This is a genomic window from Antrihabitans spumae, from assembly GCF_043944905.1.
GTDB lineage: Bacteria > Actinomycetota > Actinomycetes > Mycobacteriales > Mycobacteriaceae > Antrihabitans > Antrihabitans spumae.
This window is the reverse complement of record NZ_JBIMSN010000035.1, coordinates 1-22,501: the sequence shown is the minus strand read 5'-3', so window position 1 is coordinate 22,501 and position 22,501 is coordinate 1. Positions and strand designations below refer to the sequence as shown.

Annotated in this window: 3 protein-coding genes and 2 pseudogenes; all 5 read right to left on the bottom strand. The window is 64.5% G+C overall.

Annotated features, from left to right (window positions below; all coding sequences use genetic code 11):
- Positions 1–19: 19 nt before the first annotated feature.
- The gene (locus ACHIRB_RS09300) at positions 20–2,221 is read right to left on the bottom strand and encodes a condensation domain-containing protein (protein ID WP_395126114.1); all 2,202 of its coding nucleotides are present in this window, start codon (positions 2,219–2,221) and stop codon (positions 20–22) included.
- Positions 2,222–2,768: 547 nt separating this feature from the next.
- Positions 2,769–3,062: pseudogene (locus ACHIRB_RS09295) on the bottom strand (AMP-binding protein); the annotation flags it as partial.
- Positions 3,001–3,831 carry an AMP-binding protein gene (locus ACHIRB_RS09290; protein ID WP_395126115.1) on the bottom strand — a complete coding sequence of 277 codons (831 nt, stop codon included), beginning with the start codon at positions 3,829–3,831 and terminating at the stop codon, positions 3,001–3,003. The gene ACHIRB_RS09290 and the pseudogene ACHIRB_RS09295, both read right to left, overlap by 62 nt.
- 251 nt (positions 3,832–4,082) lie before the next feature.
- Positions 4,083–20,480: pseudogene (locus tag ACHIRB_RS09285) on the bottom strand (amino acid adenylation domain-containing protein); the annotation flags it as partial.
- Positions 20,481–21,084: 604 nt separating this feature from the next.
- On the bottom strand, positions 21,085–22,434 hold the full coding sequence (locus ACHIRB_RS09280; protein WP_395112738.1) for an HNH endonuclease signature motif containing protein: 1,350 nt from the start codon (positions 22,432–22,434) through the stop codon (positions 21,085–21,087).
- Positions 22,435–22,501: the final 67 nt, after the last annotated feature.

The window sequence follows — 22,501 nt, the reverse complement described above, 5'->3', positions numbered from 1 at the left end:
GACGGAATCCTCCTTCGACTCACGCCGTCCGGAGCCTGTCGGCTCGACCACTCGACGAAGAGGATCGAAGCAGTTCGCCGACAGTCCCGTCGAAACCTGCAGCAAAAACCTCGAGTACCCGCGCGAAGTGCGTTACGACACGCCCGACGGTCGCTGCATCGAACACCGCGGGCGGAAAGATGAGCACACCTTCCACACCGGCCGGACGGCGATCCGCGGTGTAGTGGTCGCGGATGGCGAACTCCAGATCGTGTTTGGCCCGCACCGCTGCGATGGGATAGGAAGTCAAGCCGACCACACCGTCGACCACGTGCGCGTCGGCAACGATGGTGTGCAGGATCAGCGTGGCGCGGAACAGCGGTTCGGACGTTGCTGCGCCGTGCTCCCGCAACGCCCGAAGCAAACGCGGGTTGGACGTGTCCGGATGGGCGAAAGCGCCGAACACTACCTCGCGGACCTCCCGCAGGTACTCCGCAAGGGGGTCCGAGTCGTCGAACCGGATTCGCATCAAGACGTCGTCGGAGAAATTGCCGACGAGATCGTCGAGCCGCTCGTCGCTACGGCCGGCGAGCGAGGTGGCAACAGTGACATCGGAGCTTTCCCCGAAGGCACCGACGACCAGCGCGAACGCGGCTTGCAGAACCATGAACAGACTAATTCCGCGCTGTTCGGCAATGGCAAGAAGCTGCGCGTGCAGCAGGCCGTCCAGCGCGAACGGGATCGTTTCGCCCGCCGTGCACCGCACCGTCCCGACCGGTCGATCCGTGGGAAGATTCAGCCGAGCTGGGCGGTCCGCGAGTGTCGCGAGCCAGTACCGCAGCGCAGCGCCTGCGGGACTGTCAGCGTTCCGCTCGTCCCCGAGTTCGGCGCGTTTGTCCATGGCGTAGTCGCGGTAGCGAAGCGGCAGCGCGGGCCACGGCGGCGCAACACCGTTGCGGCGAGAGTCGTACGCCACAAGCATGTCTCGAAGCAGAGGGCCGAACGAGAATGCGTCTCCCGAGATGTGATGCAGCACGATGACGAGAACGGTGCGATGCGACCCGGTCTCGAACAGCCGTAGCCGCAGCGGTAGCTCGATCGTCACATCGAACCCACGATGGACGAACGACTCGATAGCACTGTCGAGCGCGACCGCCGACGTCCGCACTGTTTCCAAATCCACAACGATGTCGGACATCGGGTCGACAACCTGCGCAGGTCCGTAGCACGTCGACGGGTACCGCGTCCGCAACGGCTCGTGCCGCTCCAGCACGTCGCGTACGGCAGCTTCGAGGTGCGGGGTGTCGATCTCGTCGACGATCTCGAAGGCAGCCTTCATGTTCCCGTCGCCGTTGCGATTACCGACGACGTCGTGCCACATCCTTTCCTGCGCGGGCGCCAACGGAATGTGCTGTGCCAGTTCGTCGATGCCGATCGAGCTTGCGGCGGGATCCTGGTTCCACTCCGCATACGCGGTATCGCTGAGGTCCAGCGGTCGCCAGGTCGGCTGCGGTCCTGCGGCACGCTCGGCATAGGCAACCGCCAGTTCCGCTGTGAGGCCGCGCATCGAAAGTTCGTCGGCGACGATGTGGTGCGCGACGAAACCGAGCACGTACTCCGACGGCTCGGCTGCCACACCTGGCCCCGCATCGGCCGGTTCGATTCGAAAAAGCCTCGCACGCAACGGAACTTGCGACGCGATGTCGAAACCCGTGAGGGCGAGATCGAGAAAGCGTCGGAGCAGGTCCGGTGCAGGAACGCTTTCGACCTCGAGTTCGGGAAACGCTCGGGCCGCGGCAAGCACCACCGGATAGGGCCCGTCGTAGCCGGTCGGGTAGTACGTCCGCAGCGATTCGTGTCGTTCCACGACAGCCTGCGCGGCCTCTGCCAACGCCGACACATCGAGACGACCGCTCAGACTTACGGCAAGCGGAATGTCGTCGATCGCCGACGCGGTGTCGAACTGGTTCTCGAACCAATACCGCTGCTGCGCGATCGACAATTCCGAAGTCTGCCGTGTTTCGTTGTCCCACAAAGGATCTGCACCAGCAGATTGCGCCGGTGCCGCGGCTGCAAATCCGGCGACCGTCGGCGCATCGAACAACGTCGGGACCAGAATCCGAATACCGATCCTCGCTCCGACACGGGCAACCACCTTGACGGCCGTAAGTGAATCGCCACCGAGAGCGAAGAAATTGTCGTCGGCTCCTACCCGCGCGACACCGAGCACGTCGGCGAACACCTCCGCGACGACCCTGCTCGGTCGGCGTACTCGGCAATCGGTACTCGCAGGCCGGCCTGCCAGGCTCGGGCAGAGCGGCTCGATCGAGTTTGCCGGCCGGGGTGAGCGGAAATTCGGCGACCACCACGAACGTGGACGGAATCAGCTGACGCGGTAGCCGCTCGGCCAGGTAGCGACGCAACTCGACGAGGTTCGGTGTCGCATTCGACGCAGTGATCAGGTACGACGCGAGGTGCGCCGCAGCCGAATCGGCTTGTCGGACAATCGTTGCCGACATCGACACAGCCGGAAACGTCGTGATCGCGGCATCGATCTCGCCTGTTTCGATGCGGAAGCCACGCAATTTCACCTGCGAGTCGTTGCGCGCGACGAAGAATAGAACGCCATCGTCGTCGCGCCGCACCAGATCACCGGTTCGATACAGGCGGGCGCCCGGGTCACCGTATGGATCGGCAACGAACCGGGAAGCGGTCAACGCCGACCTCATGTGGTACCCCCGTGCCACACCACTACCGGCGAGGTACAACTCGCCGACCACGCCGAACGGCACCGGCCGCAGCTTGGCGTCCAACACGTACTGCCGCACACCATGAATCGGCCCACCGACGGAGACCTCGGCACCCGCGACGAGCGGCGCGCTGATGTTGCACGCCACCGTCCCCTCCGTCGGACCGTAGGCATTGATGAACGTCCGAACTACGCCGGAGCCGACCGGCCGTGCCCAGGATTCGACCAACGCAGGTGGACACACGTCACCGCCGACGACGACAACTGCCAAATCATCCAGTCCGGACGGGTTCAGCGAGGCCAGCGCCGCCGGAGTGAGGAACGCGTGGGTCACGCGCTTCCTCGCGCAGCAGTTCCGCCAGGTCCGGACCCCCGAGCACGTGCGGCCCCGCAACGACCATCGTCGCTCCCGCGCCGAGCACAAGCAGCCATTCCAGAATCGAAGCATCGAAACTTGGCGACGCGAAGTGCGGTACGCGAGAAGCAGCGGTCACGCCCGTCCTCGTCCGCAACTCGTCGGTCAGGTTCTGCAGACCGGAGTGCGTAACGACTACGCCCTTCGGCGTACCCGTCGACCCCGACGTGTAGATGACGTAGGCGGGATGCGCCACCTGCAAGGTTCGGATTCGGTCCGAGTAGCTCACAGGGTGTGACGGCTGCTCGGCGAGGGCACGTCGCGACCGTTCGTCGTCGACCACGAACCACTCGACGGTGTCGGGCATCGACGGTCGAACGCCGGCGATCGTGATGCCGATGGTCGCGGCGGAATCCGCCAGGAGGAACTCGATCCGCTCGGCTGGATAGGACGGATCGACCGGAACGTAGGCCGCTCCCGACTTGGCAACCGCCCACAGTGCGCTGATCGACGCGAGGGATCGTGGCAACGCGACAGCGATACAGTCGCCCGGACGTGCTCCGCGTGCGATGAGGACGCGGGCAAGCCGCGACGACATCACGTCGAGATCGGCGTACGTCAACGACTCCGTGTCGCACACCACAGCGATTGCCGCCGGATCGAGTTCGACTGCGGCAGCGATCAATTGCGGTGCCAGCGCAACTTTGTCGCGACGCCGACCCTGGCGGGCAGTCCTCTCTTTGCGCACGATCGCTCACCCACGTTCCTCGCTGGACCTCCGCGGCCTGCGAGGATCGGACGGAGCGTAGCGGCCGAGTGTTAAATCTAGGTGGCCAGCCAATCGGGAAAACTTCCCGCAAACTCCACGACGTCGTAGTTTCCACCCAAGCTGACGTCGGCTGCGTGTGCATTGTCACCAATTGCCACTACCGCAACGAGATCTGGTAGGTCGGGTGCGGTGACTCCACTCAACAGGTCGACGCCCGCGAACAGGTGTGTCACCCAATCCTGTTCGAGCACGTCGCCGAGATCGGAGCCGTCGGGTTCGACCTCAGCAACGACCATTGCGGCGCCGGTGGTCCCCGCGAGCACGAACTCGACAACGGCCGCCGCCGAATTCACGCCGCCGACATACAGCAGACGTGAGTCGTAATCGACGGATAAGGTGGCTCGGGCGCGATCGACCACTGCGGCAAGCGAGTCGAACGACACGACCAGACCTGCGTCGGTTCCCGCCCCGACGACGATCGCCGGATCGTCTCCGCGCAGTGGCCTCAGGCGGTTCGCGTAGGTGATCGGTCTTGCGGACTGCTCGGCGATCTGCGCCGCCGTCTCGTCGTCGTCGAGAATCACCCATGTACTCACACCGGCCGATCCGGCTACACCGTCGAGCGACGGCCGGTACGCGGCCGTTGTTACTGCGATGGGCGTGCCGACGTCACTCGACGCGACCTCTGCATTTGCAGGATCCACAGCGACGATTGCCGCACCGGCTTTCAACACCGCCCAGCCTGCGATCACCGAGTCGACGCTCCGATCCAGCGCGACGAGCACACCCGACCCCGGACCGCTGCCGTGTTCGATCAGCACTCGCGCCAACTGCGACGACCGCTGATCCAATTCCTGATACGACACCTCGTCTTCGCCGATCGCCAATGCCGGTGCGTCGGGACCGTCTTCGACAGCCGACACCAACTGCTGAGTCAGCGTTGTTCCCGACGACGATTCGGTCGGCGCCGCGGGTGCCGTGACCGCGCGATCTGCTGCCGCCAGCTGTTCCCGTTCGGCAGCATCGAAGATGTCGATGTCGCCGACGGTCGCATCCGGGTTGTTTCCGACGGTTTCGAAAATGCGCACCAGCCTGCGGCCGAAGCCGGCCGCCGTCGACTCGTCGAACAAATCCTTCGCGTAGGTGAAGATCGCGTCGAGTTCGCCCGGGCTGCCGTCCTCGTTGTGCCTGCCCTCGATCGTCAGCTGCAGGTCGAACTTGGCTGCGAGGTCGCCGGTGTCCAGCGCGCTGACGCTCAGGCCCGGCAATTCGAGGTGGACCGGTTCGAGGTTCTGGAAAGCCATCGCGACCTGGAACAGCGGGTGATACGACTGCGCGCGGGCCGCACCGAGTTCGTCGACGAGCTCCTCGAAGGGCAAGTCGGCGTTGGCAAACGCGGACAGGTCGGCGTCGCGCGCCTGATCGACGACCGCGCTGAACCCCGCTGCAAGGTCGATTCGGGTCCGCAGTGTCAACGTATTGACGAACATGCCGACCAGATCGTCGAGCGCCTGCTCGCCGCGACCCGCGATCGGGGTGCCGATCGAAATATCCGTCGTGCCCGACATCCGCGCCAACATCACGGCAAGGCCCGCGTGCACGACCATAAACAGCGATGCGTTGTGCGCGTGGGCAATTGCGACCAACTGTGCATGCACCTCGGCCGGAACGGTGAACGCGACCGACCCTCCAGCCATCGACGGCTGTACTGCACGCGGTCGATCGCTCGGCAACGCCAACTGATCGGGTGCTCCCGCGAGGGCCTGCTTCCAGTACGCCAGTTGCGCGGCCGCAATCGAGCCCTCCTGGTCGACCGTGCCGACCAGTTCTCGTTGCCAGAGTGTGTAATCCGCGTACTGCACTTCGAGCGGACTGCCTTCCGGCGCTCCCCCAGCCACACGTGCGGCGTAGGCGACCATCATGTCCCGTGCAAGCGGTGCCATCGAAGCACCGTCCGCCGAGATGTGGTGGACAACCATCGCGAAGACGTACTCGCCTGGCGCTGCCCGGTAGAGCTTCGCCCGCAGCGGTGCTCGTTCGGCAACGTCGAAGCCACGGGAGACCAGCTCGACGATGCTCGGATACACATCGGCGTCGTCGATGACCGACAGTTCCAGTCCGGCGATCACCTCTGCTGCTCCGAGGATGTCCTGATACGGCACAACATCTTCGACGGGATACCTGGTGCGCAACGACTCGTGTCGTTCGATCACATCACCGATCGCGAGTATCAAGGCCTCGACGTTCAGGTCACCGGACAGCTTGATCGCCAGCGGGATGTTGTAGGCCGCCGAATCCGGATCGATTCGGTTCAACACCCACATCCGTTGCTGCGCAAGCGACAACGGCACGTGATCGGGCCGATCGACCCGTGTCGGGCCGCGTCGGACGCCACCACCCGAACCTCGGACGACCCGCGCTGCGAGCGCCCCGACCGACGGTGACTCGAACAACTCCCGTACGCCGAGTTGCGCGTCGAGCGCTTCGTTCAGCCGGGCAACCGCCCGCGTCGCGACGAGCGAGTTACCACCGAGGGAGAAGAAGTCGTCGTCGACCCCGACCCGCTCCGCGCCGAGCAGTGTCGCGAACACTTCGGCGACGGTCTGCTCGATCGGCGTTCCCGGCTCGCGGAACACCGTGTCGCTCACGAACTCCGGTGCAGGCAGCGCATTGCGGTCGAGCTTGCCGTTCGGTGTCAGCGGCAAGGCCTCCAGTGCTACCAACACATCGGGAACCATGTATCCGGTCAGGAAGCCACCGACGAAAGTACGCAGTTCGGCGGTATCGATCGCCGCGTCACGTCCCGCCTCGGGCACGACGTACCCGATGAGACGTTGGCCTGCGTGCTCGTCCGTTCTGATAAGCGCGACAGCTTGCGCGATCCCGTCGTAACGCAGCAATGCCGATTCGATTTCGCCGAGCTCGATGCGGAAGCCACGCAGCTGCACCTGCTGATCACTGCGGCCCGCATACTCCAACTGCCCGTTGGCATTCCAACGAGCAACATCGCCGGTGCGGTACATCCTGGTTCCGGCGGGTCCGAACGGGTTCGCAACGAAGCGGCCGGCGGACAGTCCCGTTCGTCCGAGATAGCCACGGGACAACTGCTGCCCCGTCACGTACATCTCGCCGGGAACGCCGACGGGGACCTGCCGCAGTCGTGAATCGAGAACGTAGACACCGAGGCCGGGCAGGCCGGTTCCGATGACACTCGACGACGTCTCCTGCGCCAGTTTGCGATCCAGCTCGAGGTAGGAAACGTGGACCGTTGTCTCGGTGATGCCGTACATGTTCACCAGGCGCGGAGCGTCGTCGGCGTGCCGTTCGTACCAGCGCCGCAGCTGGCGCAGGTCGAGCGCCTCGCCTCCGAACACGATGTAGCGCAGTGCAAGATCGTCGGACGGATTCGCACGATCCGCTTCGGCAAGCTGATAGAACGCCGACGGCGTCTGGTTGAGCACCGTCACCTGTTCCCGACGCAGCAGGTTCAGGAACTGATCGGGCGAACGTGAGGTGAGGTAGTCGACGACTACGACCGATCCGCCGGTCGAGAGTGCCGCCCAGATTTCCCACACCGAGAAGTCGAACGCAAACGAGTGGAACAGCGTCCATACATCGTTGTCGTCGAAACCGAAGGCGGGCTGCGCATTCGAGAACAACTCGACAACGTTGCGATGCGCTACCGCGACACCCTTCGGCACACCCGTCGAACCCGATGTGTAGATGACGTATGCCGTGTTGTCCGGTCGGAGCGGACGCAACCGCTCGTCGTCGCTGATCACGGCCGACGAGAATTCCGACAGGTCGAGCGAATCGATGGCGAGAGTCGGGACATCCGTCGACGGCACTTTGTCCTGCTCCGACGACGTCGTCAGGATGCATGCCGGTGCGGCATCGGACAGGACGAATTCCAACCGCTGCTTCGGGTACGTCACGTCGATCGGCAGATAGCCTGCGCCCGTTTCGATTACGGCAAGCAACGCGACGATCAGCTCGGCAGACCGTTCGATGGCAACGGCAACAAGCGTCTCCGGACCGACTCCCTCGGCAATCAGCCTCCGCGCCAAACGGTTTGCTTGCGCGGACAGCTCGCCGTAGGTCGTCGACGTTCCGTCGAATCGAACCGCAACCGCGTCGGGACGACGGCGGACCTGCTCGTCGATGAGCTCGACGAGAGTCGCACCCATCGAGTCGTGTGCCGCGCTAGGTCCAGGCAGCAATGCCAGTTCGGTCGCACTGAGCAGCTCGATATCGCCGACAGCCCGACGCGGTTCGGCTGCGACCGCGCCAAGAATGGTGGCGAACCGCTGCGCGAACGTACTGACCGTCTGCTCGTCGAACAGGTCTGTCGCATAACTGATCACACCGGACAGGCCGGCACCCGCGATGTCGTCACCGACCTCGGCGAGTGTGAACTGCAGATCGAATTTGGCTACAGGCACGTCGAATTCGACGCCCGACACGGCCAGACCCGGCAGGTCCAACGAAGGCGATGACATGTTCTGGAACGCCAGCGCGACCTGGAACAGCGGATGTCGCGCGGCTGAACGATCCGGATCGAGTTGTTCGACCAGTCGCTCGAACGGCACGTCGGCGTGCCCGAACGCTCGAACGTCGGTCTCACGAACGTCGGCAAGCAATGCCTCGAACGGAGCGGCGGGATCGATGTCGGTGCGCAACACCAGGGTGTTCACGAACATGCCGACAAGTCCGTCGAGTTCCGCTTCGCCACGGCCTGCGATCGGGGTTCCGATCGTGATGTCTCGTGTCCCGGACAGCCGCGCAAGGAGTACAGCCAGCGCCGCGTGCACGACCATAAACAGCGTCGAGTTCTGTTTGCGCGCAATCTCGTTGAGCCGCCGATGCACGTCCGCAGGGATCTCGAAGGCAACGTTCGCACCGCGGTAGCTCGAGGTTGCAGGCCGCACATGATCGGTCGGCAGCTCGAGTTGCTCGGGAAGTTCGGCCAACTCGGAGGTCCAGTAGGACAGTTGCTCGGCTAGCAGAGATCCCTCGTCGGTTTCGTTGCCGAGTAGAGCGCGCTGCCACAGCGAGTAGTCCGCGTACTGCACTGCGAGCGGCGGCCATTCGACGTCGCGACCATGCGACCGCTCGACATATGCGACCATCACGTCGCGCGTCAACGGCGCCATGGAGAAACCGTCGGCCGAGATGTGATGGACAACGAACACCAGCACGAACTCGCGCTCCGAGCACTGCAGCAGCTCTACTCGGAACGGCGGCGCCACAGTCACATCGAAGCCTGCCGATATGAGTGAGGCGATACGAGCAGGTACGTCCGCCTCGGCAACGGCGACTACATCGAGTTGCGGTTGCACATCGGAGCGCGGTGAAATGCGTTGCCAGCCTTCACCGTCGAACTCCGGGTAGCTGGTCCGCAGCACTTCGTGCCGATCGACGAGATCACCGATCGCGAGCCGCAGTGCGTCGACGTCCAATTCACCGGACAGCCGTACCGCCACCGGAATGTTGTACGCAGCGGAGTCCGGCTCGAAGCGGTTGAGGAACCACATCCGTTGCTGCGCAAGAGATAGCGGCACCCGATCTGGGCGCGGCTGCGGCGTCAGCGGAGTTCTGCCACCGGATCCGGAATGCTTCTCGACCAGTGCCGCTAGCCTGCCGACAGTCGGACCTTCGAACAGCACTCGCACCGGCACCTGGGTGTCGAGCGCAGCGCCGACCCGAGCTGCCACGTGGGTCGCGAGCAGCGAGTTGCCGCCAAGCGCGAAGAACGAATCGTCCACCCCGACCCGCTGTACCCCGAGCACCTCGGCGAACACGTCCGCGATCGCTTGCTCTACAGGCGAACTCGGCGCCCTGAAGGCGGCCTCGCTGGCGAACACCGGCGCAGGCAGAGCTTTTCGATCCAACTTGCCGCTCGGGTTCAGCGGCATCGCGTCGAGCACAAGCAGGGTCGACGGCACCATATAGACCGGCAGATCGCCTGCGATGGCGTCGGTCAGCGCTGCCGGGTCGAGATCGGCGCCGGCATCAGCGACGACGTAGCCGACCAGCTGATCGCCCAGCGCCGAATCCGAATGCACGATGACGGCGGATTGCCGCACACCCGATTGCCTGAGCAGAGCTGTTTCGATCTCGCCGAGCTCGATCCGCAGACCGCGAACCTTCACCTGGAAGTCCGTACGTCCGAGGTACTGCAGATCTCCGGCTGCATTCCAGCGCACCAGGTCACCGGTCCGATACAGGCGAGATCCACTCTCTCCGTACGGGTTCGCCACGAACCGATCGGACGTCAGGTCAGGCCGACCGAAGTAGCCGCGCGCAACCTGGCGACCCGCGAGATACAACTCTCCCGCGACACCGACCGGAACCGGATGTAAACGCTCGTCGAGAACCACGGCCTGCGCGTTCCAGACCGGTCCGCCCATCGGCACCGACGACACGGTGTCGTCGTCGACAGCTCGGTGGGTCGCGTGGACGGTGAACTCGGTTGGTCCGTAGAGGTTGAATGCCGCGGCGGAACTGACTCGACGTAGCGCCGCTACCGTCGCACCGGGAAGCGCCTCACCGGCAATCAGCACCGTTCGAAGCGAATCGATCTGTCCAGCAGCGACACTCGCTACGAACACCGACAACATCGATGGCACGAACGATGTCATCGTGACACCTTCGGCGGCGATGACGTCGGCGAGATGGGCGGGATCACGGTGGCCGTCGGGGGTCGCTACAACAAGTCGACCACCCGTGACGAGCGTTCCGAACAGTTCCCAGACCGAGACGTCGAACGTCGACGGAGTCTTCTGCAACACCACATCGGACGATCCGACTCCGTATTCGGTTGTGATCCAGAGCAACTGGTTGACTACCGAACCGTGGCTGACGGCGACACCCTTCGGGCGGCCCGTGGAACCGGACGTGAAAATAACGTATGCAGCGTTCGACGGCCGCAGCGGCGCAAGACGATCGTCGTCGGTGAGCACCGCATCGGAGAACGCATCGAGGTCGACTGTGTCGACGCTGATGACAGGAACGTCGACCGCGACTGCCACACCGTCCGCGGCGGTGGTCAACACACAGATCGGTGCCGCCGTGTCGAGGACGTACCCCGTCCGCTCGGCGGGATGGTCGGGGTCGAGCGGAACATAGGCACCACCGGCTTGCAGTACCGCGTACATCGCGGCAACCATGTCGACCGAGCGCCGCATGCCAAGTGCCACCAGGGATTCCGGTCCGACACCCTGTGATATCAGGTACCGCGCAAGCCTGTTCACACGAGCGGCGAACTCGGCGTAGGTGACCGACTCCGCACCGAACGTCACCGCAACCGCATCAGGTGTGGCCACGACCTGCTTGTCGAACAACGACACCACAGTCGCAGCCTCGTCCACAGCATGCTCGGTCGCATTGAAGCCGCTCAGCACAAGCGCGCGCTCGTCGGCGTCGAGCAACTCGATGTCACCGACCGCTACGGCAGGATTCTCGACAACGGTCTCGACGATCCGCAGCAGCTTCGCACCGAGCGCAGCAACGGCGGACTCGTCGAACAAGTCGTTCAAGTACTGGAACGTGAATTCCAACTCGGCACCGAGCACCGCGAGCAGCGTCAGTGGGTAGTGCGTCACCGTCGTCATGTCGACTCCGGTGACCCGCATACCCTCGATCGAGTTGGCCGCCGCAATGCCGGCCGTATCGACGGGGTAGGACTCGTACACGAGCAGCGTGTCGAATTCCGCTGCTGCGCCAACGGCGTCATGGATTTGTGCGAGACCGACGTACTGGTGCGCAAGCAGATCCGATTGATCGCGCTGCAGGCTGTCCAACGTTTGCGCGGCCGAGCGACCCGAATCCAGTTGCACCCGAACCGGAACCGTATTGATGAACAGACCGACCATCGACTCGGCACCGGCAAGTTCGGGCGAACGTCCCGAGACGGTGGTGCCGAAGACGACGTCGTCGCGACCTGTGTAGCGGCCGAGCAGCAGACCCCAGACGAACTGCACGACCGTGTTGACCGTGACCCCACGATCGGCTGCAAACGCGGTGAGCCGCGACGTGGTCGCTGAGTCGAGCGCGAAGGTGTACTCGCCTGACAGCGTTGCGATTTCACGTCCCGGCTCGACCGGTGCCAACGATGTCGGCTCGACGACCCCCGCGAGGGCGGTACGCCAGGCCTCGAGGGATGCGGCCTCGTCCTGCGCGGCGAGCCAGGCCAGGTAGTTGCGGTAGGACCGCACGGCAGGCAAGACAGACGCGTCGCCCGACGTTGCGTAGAGGACCAAGAGGTCCTTCATCAGCAACGGCATCGACCAGCCGTCGAGGAGGATGTGATGGTTCGTGACGATCAGTCGGAAGTTGACCTCGCCCAACGACACCATCGTGAACCGGATGAGCGGCGGACTCGCCAGCTCGAAGCGATCCTTTCGATCCTGCTCCAGGATGTCTTCGAACTGCGCGTCCTGGTCCGCCGCACTGCTCAGATCTACTTCAGCCCAAGGGATAGCTACGGATTCGAGCACGATCTGAACGGGCGACCCACCGGACCCCGTGACGAACGCTGTCCGAAGATTCGCGTGCAGATCGAGCAGAGCCTGGCCCGCCGTCCTGAGGCGGTTTCGATCGACTGCGCCTTCGAGCTTCAGCACTACCTGCGATGTGTAGACGTCCACCGAGGCCGCCGCCAACGACGCGTGGAAGAGGAAGCCCGCCTGCAACGGTGACAGCGGCCAGATGTCGCTCACTGCGGGGAACTGCTTCTCCCACAGTTCGATATCGGTCTGGACGGTCCGCGCGAGCGGCACGTCGGAGGGTGTCAGGCCTGCCGCACCCGGCAGTTGCGCGGCCGTGACGATCGACTCGAGTGCAGTCCGCCAGAGCGTGGCGAGTTCGTCGACCGCCGCTTCGTCGAGCAGTGTCGAGGGATAGGCGAACGTCGCCGAAAGCGAGCCGCCGACCACGATCGCGTTGATGTCCACAGCGGCCATCGCGGGCATATCCGAATCCGGCAGCGCCGGTACATCTCCCAGATCCGATGCTGGAATCCAGCCCAACTCGCCGACGCCCTCCGGCAGATCCGCGGCGGAGATTCGGCCGAGATAGTTGAACCCGATCTGGCCGGGAACCTTGTCCGGAAGCGACGATGCGGACTCTGCATCGAGGTACCGCAGCAAGCCATAGCCGATGCCGTTGTCCGGCACCACACGCAGTTGCTCCTTGACCACCTTCAGTGCAGACGCAGCCGAGAGTCCACCCGCGAGTGCATCGTCGAGGTCGATCCCGTCGACATCGACGCTGACCGGATACACCGACGTGAACCAGCCGACCGTGCGGGAAATGTCGGCGCCGGGCGCGACGCCCTCCTCACGACCGTGACCTTCGAGCCTGATCAATGCTGCTGTCGAATCGACCCCTCGATTCGCCCGCCACTTCGCCAACGCGATACCCAACGCGGCAAGCAGAGCATCGTTGACTCCGCCGCGGAACGCTTCCGGCACCACGGTGAGCAAGGCCTCGGTGACGTCCGACGCCAGCTGCACCCGCACGGATTGCACCGTCGCGGCAGTGTCGATCAGCGGATCGAAGGCTCTGTCACCGAGAGCCGGGTCGACCGTCGCGGAAATCTGCTGCCACACAGGCAGTTCTGCTCTACGAGCAGGCTCTTGCGCGGCATCGGCGAGTGCGTGTGCCCAGCGACGCACGGACGTGCCTACCGCAGGCAACGTCGGTGTCGCTCCGGCGCTGATCTGCGCCCACGCTGCAACAAAGTCCGGGATCAGGATGCGCCACGACACACCGTCGACGATCAGGTGATGAGCAACGACGATGAGTCGGCCCTTGCCACCGTCGGATGGATCGAGCCACACGAACTGCAGGACGACCCCTGCAGCCGGATCGAGCCGCGTGAGAGCAGCCTCCGTCGCGTCAGCCGCGATCGACTCGAGGTCGTCGGCGCCGAATTCGACGCGCTGCACCAAGCTCGCAGCCTCGACCGCCCCAACGAGCAACACCTCGAGGTGCCACTGCCCGGCCGCGTCCGCGAACAAGCGAGAGCGCAACATGTCGTGATGGTCGACGACCGCGCCGATCGTTGCCACAACGCCGTCGCTGTCGATGCCGGCCGGAAGTTCCAGTGTCAGAGTCTGATTGAACCGATCGAAACGGCCACGGTCGACCATGTACCGCACTACTGGGAGCAGCGGCAGCTCTCCAATGCCCCCACCGTCGAGCTCGGCGAGCACAGCGGCAGGACCGGCTTCGGCGGCGGACGCAACCGCAGCAAGGCCCGCAACCGTACGGTGCTCGAACACATCCCGTGGGCTGAAGACGATGCCACGAGCCTTGGCGCGTGAGACAACCTGGATCGACACGATGCTGTCGCCGCCCAATGCGAAGAACGAATCGTCGACGCCGACCCGCGGCAAACCGAGCACCTCGGCGAACACGTCGGCGATCGTCTGTTCGGTCGGATTGCGCGGGGCGCGGAAGTCGGTCGCGCCTTCGAATACCGGTGCGGGCAACGCTTTACGATCGAGCTTGCCACTGGGGTTCAGTGGCATCGCGTCGAGCACAAGCACCTTCGCAGGCACCATGTAGCCGGGTAGCTCGCGCGCAACGTCGTTGATCAGTGCCGTCGGGTCGAGGTCCACGCCCGCCGCCGCAACGACGTAGCCGACAAGTTGGTCGCCGATGTGTTCGTCGGAGTACACGATCACCGCAGCCTGACGAACGGACTCGTGCCGCGACAGTGTCGTCTCGATCTCACCGAGCTCGATCCGCAGTCCACGGACCTTCACCTGGAAATCGGTGCGGCCCAAGTACTGCAGCGCACCGGCCTTGTTCCAGCGCACCAGGTCGCCGGTTCGATACAACCGCGAACCCGCAGGCCCGAAGGGATTGGCGATGAAGCGGTCCGACGTCAGGTCAGGTCGACCGTAGTAACCACGCGCCAATTGTGTTCCAGCCATGTACAGCTCACCGGCAACACCGACCGGAGCCGGCCGCAGGCGTTCGTCGAGCACAAGCGCCTGCGCGTTCCACACGGCACGGCCGATCGGAACCGCGCCGTGTTCGGTACCGTCGATCGCGTAATGCGTTGCATGCACGGTGAATTCGGTCGGACCGTACAGGTTGTAGGCGCCAGCAGAGGACACGGCCCGCAACTCGGCAACGGTCGATTCGACCAAGGCTTCGCCCGCGATCAGTACTGCTCGAAGCGATATCACCGATTCGGCCGACACGTTCTCGGCGAATACCGACAACATCGACGGCACGAACGACGTCATCGTGACGCCCTCTGCCGCAATCACTGCTGCAAGATAGTCGGGATCGCGGTGGCCGTCGGGGGCAGCAATCACCAGCCGACCGCCGGTGATCAACGTGCCGAACAACTCCCACACGGACACATCGAAGGTGACCGGTGTCTTCTGCAGCACGACATCCGCAGGCCCGATGCCGTACTCCGCCGTAATCCAGAGCAGTTGATTGACAACCGAAGCGTGGCTGACCGCAACACCTTTGGGCCGACCGGTCGAACCCGAGGTGAACAGCACATACGCCGAGTTGGCAGGCCGCAGCGGCGCGATACGATCCGCGTCGGATACCGGTGCAGGCGAGAAGGTCGATACGTCCAGTTCGTCGATGTGCAGAACCGGCACATCGGTCTCAGCGGCGAAACCGTCCGCGCTGACAGTCAGCACGCAGACCGGTGCCGCTGTCTCCACCACGTATCCGGTTCGTTCGGCAGGGTGATCAGGATCGAGCGGCACGTACCCGCCGCCGGCCTTCGCAACGGCATACATTGCGACGAGCAGTTCGGTCGAGCGTCGCATACCGAGTGCGACGAGAGATTCGGGTCCGACACCGATCGAAATCAGATGACGCGCAAGCTGATTCACGCGCTTGTCGAACTCGGCATAGGTCAGTGATTCCTGACCGAACGTCACGGCAACGGCGTCAGGGGTAGAGCTCACCTGCGCATCGAACAACGAGACGATGGTCGCGGCCGGATCGACAGGGTTCACGGTCGCGTTGAACTCGCCCACTACGAGAGCGCGCTCCGCTGCATCCAGGAGATCGATATCGGCAACTGCCACAGCGGGATCCGCGACGATTGCTTCCAGAATCCGAGTTACCTTCAACCCGAGTGCGGCGACGTCGGACTCGTCGTACAGGTCGCTCAGATACTGGAAAGTGAATTCGAGTTCGCCGCTCAGCACGGCCAGCAAGGTCAGCGGGTAGTGGGTGATCGTCGTCATGTCGACACCGGTGATCGCCATACCGTCGATGGTGTTCGCCGCCGCAATTCCTGCGGTATCCACCGGATAGGACTCGAACACGAGCAACGAATCGAACTCCGCGCCGACGCCTGCTGCCGCATGTATCTGCGCGAGCCCGAGATAGTGGTGGCCGAGCAGATCGGCCTGTTCGGCCTGCACCCGCGACAGCAGGTCCGCCGCGGACTCGGTCGGCTGATATTGCACGCGAACCGGAATCGTGTTGATGAACAGTCCGACCATCGACTCGACACCCGACAGCTCCGGCGGTCGACCGGACACCGTTGCACCGAAAACGACGTCGTCGCGGCCGGTCAGGCGGCTCAGCAGAATTCCCCACACAACCTGCACGACGGTATTGACCGTGACACCGAGCTCGGCAGCGAGCGTCACCAGCCGCGCAGTCGTCTGCTCGTTCAGCTCGAAGCGGTATTCGCCTGAGAGACTGGTGATTTCGCGGCCACGCTCGATCGGAGCGACCATGGTCGGGTCGGTGACACCCGCCAATGCGGAGCGCCACGTGTTCACCGACGCGTCGAGATCTTGATCGGCGAGCCATGCGAGATAGTTGCGGTACGGGCGAACCGGCGGCAGAACCGACGAGTCACCTGACGCCGCATACAGGAACAGCAGGTCCTTCATCAGCAGAGGCATCGACCAGCCGTCGAGCAGAATGTGATGGTTCGTCACAACCAGGCGGAAGTCGCCGCCACCGAGCGTCACCAGCATAAATCGGATCGCGGGCGGGTCGGCAAGGTCGAATCGCGTCGTGCGGTCGACGATCAGCAGGCGTTCGAACTCGGCGTCGCGATCCGGATGGTCGGTCAGATCGACTTCGGTCCAAGGGATCTCGATCTCACTGAGGACGATCTGCACAGCCGAACCGGATTCGTCCGCGATGAAGGCCGTCCGCAGGTTCCGGTATCGATCAAGGACCGCCTGCCCTGCGTTCCGCAGCCTGTTCGAGTCGACGATTCCCTTGAGCGCCAGTACAACCTGCGCGGTGTAGACGTCGACGGAGGTGGCGGCAAGCAGCGCGTGGAACAGCAGTCCGGACTGCAGTGGCGCGAGTGGCCAAGCGTCGACAAGAGCGGGGAACTGCTCTTCCCATTGATCGATCTCGCGTTGTTGGGCGCCTTTCAGCAGCAGATCCGACGGCGTGCGACCACCCGCGACCGGGTCGGCGACATGCGTGGCGAGCGCTGAGAGCGCTTCGACCCACAGCTCCGCGAGACTCTGAACCTCCGATTCGGCGATTGCGCCAACGGGGTACGCGAAGGTGGCACGCAACGCCGCACCGGCTTCGGTTTCGGTGACGATCGCGTTGATGTCGATGGTCTTGTTCGCCGGCATGTCGGCGTCGCCCGGAGCATTCAAACTGCCGAGGTCGCCCGCTGGCAGCCAGCCGAGATCGCCCATACCCGAAGGGATATCGCCCGCCGAGATTCGACCAAGGTAGTTGAAGCTGATCTGCCCCGAACCCTTGCCCGACAACTCGGCCGCGGTTGCCTCGTTGAGGAACCGCAGCATACCGAATCCCATGCCCGAGTCCGGCACCGAGAGCAGCTGCTCCTTGACCGCCTTGACCGCAGTACCGACCGCATCAGCGCCCGCGAACGCGGCGTCGAGGTCGATGCCGCCGACGTCGAGCCGGACCGGGTACACACTGGTGAACCAACCGACCGTGCGCGAAAGGTCCGCGCCGGGAACGACGTCTTCTTCGCGGCCATGACCTTCCAGTTGCAGCAACGTCGACGTTTCCGTGACGCCGCGCTTGCGCCGCCACTGTGCAACCGCCAGCGCGAGCGCTGTGACGAGGCCGTCGTTGACGCCGCCGTAGAAGCGGTCGGGTACTACCGTCAGAACTGCTTTGGTCACCTCGACCGGCACGGCGACCTCGAGCCGCTCGACAGTCGACACCGTATCGATCGCGTTGTCGAACGGTCGATCACCGAGTGTGGGGTCGGGACCGTCGAGGATCGACTGCCACAGCGCAAGTTCGGCTGTCCGTGTCTGACTCGCTGCTTCTTCTGCCAGGCCGTGTGCCCAACGGCGTAGTGACGTTCCAACCGGCGCCAGTTCCGGTCGTGCGCCTGCGGACACCTGCGCCCATGCTGACACGAAGTCCGGCACCAGGATTCGCCAGGAAACTCCGTCGACGACGAGGTGATGCGCGACGACCAGCAACCGCCCCGACCTGGTCGCGCCGAAGTCCAGCCACACGAACTGCACCATCACGCCGGCTTCGGGATCCAGCCTGCCGAGCGCCGAGTCGAACTCCGCGGAGGCTCTTTCGGCGAACTCGTCGTCGGAGGTGCTCTCCGACAATTCGACCCGGTGCACCCACGGTCCGACGTCGACGGCGTTGGGTTCCGCGACGTCCATTCCCCAGCCACGTTCGTCGGAGATCAGGCGCGAACGCAGCACATCGTGCTTGTCGACAACCGCTGCGATGGTCGACACGACGCCGATTCGGTCGATGCCAGCGGGCAGTTCCAATGGAATCGTCTGGTTGTAGCGTGAGTAGCTGCCGCCGCGTTCGACCAGCAATCGTCCGAACGGGAGCAACGGCATCCAGCCGACGCCGCCACCACTCAGCTCGACCAATTCCTTTGCAGCAGTTGCCGAGTCCGCGGATTCGGCGACTGCCGCGAGACCAGCGACAGTGCGATGCTCGAAGACGTCGCGCGGTGTGAAGACAACTCCCCGTGCCTTCGCACGTGACACGACCTGGATCGACACGATGCTGTCGCCGCCGAGCGCGAAGAACGAGTCGTCCACACCGACCTGGCTCACCCCGAGCACTTCGGCGAACACGTCCGCAATTGTCTGCTCGACGGGCGTGCGCGGCGCCCTGAACTCCGCCTCACTTGCAAAAACCGGCGCGGGCAACGCTTTTCGGTCGAGTTTGCCAACCGGCGTGAGCGGCACCTCGTCGAGCACCATGATCGCCGATGGCACCATGTGCCGCGGCAGGATTTCGGATACGAAGGTGATCAACTCGTCGGTATCGAGCGTGTTCCCATGCGGCGCAAGTACGTACGAGACCAGCGATACCGCACCGGCGTCGCTGGTATGGCCGACTGTGACAGCGAACTCGACCTGATCGTGGGTGGATAACGCCGCGTCGACTTCGCCGAGTTCGATTCGGAAGCCACGGATCTTCACCTGGAAGTCGTTGCGTCCCATGTACTCGATGACCCGGGAGGTCGTCTCGTCCGTCGACGTTTCGGTCACCCGAACCAAGTCGCCGGTCCGGTACATCCGGGCCCCTGGCTCCCCGAAAGGGTTGGCAACAAATCGTTCTGCGGTGAGACCCCAGCGCCCGTGGTACCCCTGAGCCAGTTGAGCACCGGCAAGATACAACTCGCCCGCAACGCCGAGCGGTACGGGACGCAGTCGGTGATCGAGCACGAGCGTCGCCACGCCTGGAATGGCAGACCCGATCGTGATCGGCTCGCCCGGCCGCAACGGTGCGCTGCTTGTCGCGAGGATCGTTGCTTCGGTCGGTCCGTACCCGTTGTGGAAATCGCGTCCCGACGACCATCTGGCCACAAGTTCGGGACCGAACGAATCGCCTGCGACGACGACAACGCGCAGATCTTCCAATCCGGCCGGATCTACGGTCGCCAGGGCGCCCGGGGTGATCAATACGTGGCTGACCCGCTCGCTCCGCAACAGTGCAGCCAACTCGTCGCCACCGAACGCAGTCGACGGTGCAACGACCAGACATGCTCCCGACGTGAACGCCAGCAACAGCTCGAGCACCGACACGTCGAAGCTCGGGGAACAGACATGCAGCATCCGCGATTCCGCGGTGACGCAGTAGTGCTCCCGTTCTGCTGCGGCCACCGGACCGAGTCCCGTGTGCGTCACAACGACGCCCTTCGGCAGACCGGTCGAGCCCGATGTGTAGATGATGTAGGCCGCGTCCTCGGGATGCAGCGTGCGCAGTCTGTCTCTGTACGTCACCGGAGCGTCGAGCGCGGCCTCGACGCGCGCTGACGAGTCAGCGTCGTCGAGAACGAACCACGGGATCGAGTCGGGGAGGCCGTCCCGGTGCGAACCGACGGTGATACCGAGCGCGGCACCGGAATCGCCGACCATGTGCGCAATGCGGTCCGCTGGATAGGTCGGGTCGACGGGCACAAATGCACCGCCCGCTTTGGCGATTGCCCAAACGGACAACACAGACTCGATCGACCGAGTAACTCCGACCGCGACAACAGTGCCTGGACCCACTCCATCGGCGATGAGCACGCGCGCCAATCTCGACGACAAGGCGTCGAGTTCCCGGTAGGTCAGGGTCCGGCCTTCGTACGTGATCGCAGGTGCATCACCGGAGGATTCGACAGCCGCCGTCAGAAGCTGCGGCAGAAGAAGTGCACTGGACTTACGCCGCCTGGTTCCGCGCGCCGCGGGCCTTTCCCTCCGCGCCTCGCCTCGTGCCTTCCGTTCGCCTGACTCAGACGTGCTCATCGACCACACCGGAAGATGTTGCGGGAGTGGAAAGACTGCATCGAGTTGAGTCACCTTTCTGGAACGCACAGGTCTGGACGCCAACCGGGCCCCCATAAGCCTCTTAAAGGCTACAGACCGGCTCCAACGCGGGGGCTCGCTTGGTCCTCGAGTTGTATCGCTGCCGGTCACCGCGGTGTTGCAAGACAAGGGTGTGAGATAGGTCCACAGTGACATTGCCTCCGCTTCGCTCGGTGACATTGCCTCCGCTTCGCTCGGTGACATTGCCTCCGCTTCGCTCCGGGCGTTCGCAGCCCCCTAGTCACGGCCTTCCCTCCTCGACTCGCTGTGACATTGCCGTCGCTTCGCTCCGGGTGTTCGCTGCCCTCGAGACACGGCCTTCCCTCCTCGACTCGCTGCGCTCGCTCGTCAGTCCACGCCGTGCCGGGCCGCTCACGCGCTCGCTCGACAGTCCACGCCGTGCCGGGCCGCTCACGGGACAACTTCCCGGTTGCGCGCCTGGTCATGCTGCTGCCCTGCCTGGCCCTGCTCGGTTGTGGGCTGGGATGGGTTGTCGAAACGGATCTACAGTCGCGGGTGGAATGAACCAGGGATGACCATCGTCACCGATATAGACAACCCACTCCCCGTGGTGAATGACCCGGTGATGATGCCCGCACAGCAGGACCAGATTCGCGAGATCGGTTGCGCCGCCATCGATCCAATGCTCGATGTGGTGGGCCACGCACCACGCCGCGGGTCGACCGCACCCCGGCATCGCGCACCCCTCGTCCCGCGCCACGACCGCTCGGCGGGGTTTGGCCGGCACTACCCGTTCGGTACGACCCAGATTCACCGGCACATCGGAATCGTCGAGAGTGATCGCGGTGATGTCGCAGTCGCAGGCGAGTAGCCGGGCGGAGACGGTGGAAAACGGGCCCAGCCACGCCAACGCGACCCGACCCGCCCGATCCATCTTCGCACCGGCCGCGACCTGCTCGGCGGTGGCCGGGGCACAGGTGCAGCCCTGGCAGTGCCCACCGTCGGCGAGTTCCCGAACCGAGGCGGTAAGGGTGAGGTGTGGTTTCACGCCGCCTTCGGCAGGGCCGGCTCCGGAGCCGAGGTAGGCATCGAGCAGATCGGCGAACCCGTCAGCACGACGCCGCGCCGGACTGCGGTCGTCGGGGGTGCCGTCCTCGGCGGGGAGGGGTGCGGACAGCCCGGACAGGGCGCTGTGCAGTTTTTCGGCGGTCTCGATATCGAAATCGCCGCGCACGATGTGACGTCCAGAACGGTTGCGGGTCACCGTCAACTGATTGCGAGTCATATCTTCGGCAGCACACCCATCCACCTCCGGAGTGCTCAACGCCAGCAACAGTTCCTGCCCGCGCGCGGCGACTTTCGACGGTGGTCCGGCGAGGGCGACGTCGAGCAGGATCTGTTCGGCCGCGGTGCGGGCGGAGGGATCGAGTTCGGGGCAGGCGTCGTCGATCGCGGTGATTGCGGTGACGGCGGAGTGGGCGTGTTCGGCGGTGATGTCGCCGACCTGCAACGCTGCGGCGAGCAGCGGGAGGCTGGTCAAGGCGTGGGCCACGGCGACGGTGCGGTTGGCGTGGCCGCGGTCGAGGTGCCCGGAGTTGCTGAGCCAGGCAGCGGTCGAAGACGCGCCGAACTTCCGGCTCAGTTCCCGACGATCGATTTCCCCGGCAGCGCGGGTGATGAACCCGTCGATGACGGCGCGGGCCGTCACCATGTCGGCGACGGAGTCGACCAGTTCTTGGTCGGTGAAGTCGGTCACGGCCAGCGGTGTCAGGCGCATGACCTGCGTTGATACCTCTGTCACTGCCCCTGTGGTGACCGCCCCCGATTCCATGACTAGAACATACATACTGCTTATCTGCTTAAGTGGACTGATTCTTCAGAAGTCATCAAATGTGTTG

Bases quoted from the DNA above. Each gene is read 5' to 3' on its own strand.
- ACHIRB_RS09280 (WP_395112738.1), bottom strand. From the start codon at position 22,434: ATGGAATCGGGGGCGGTCACCACAGGGGCAGTGACAGAGGTATCAACG.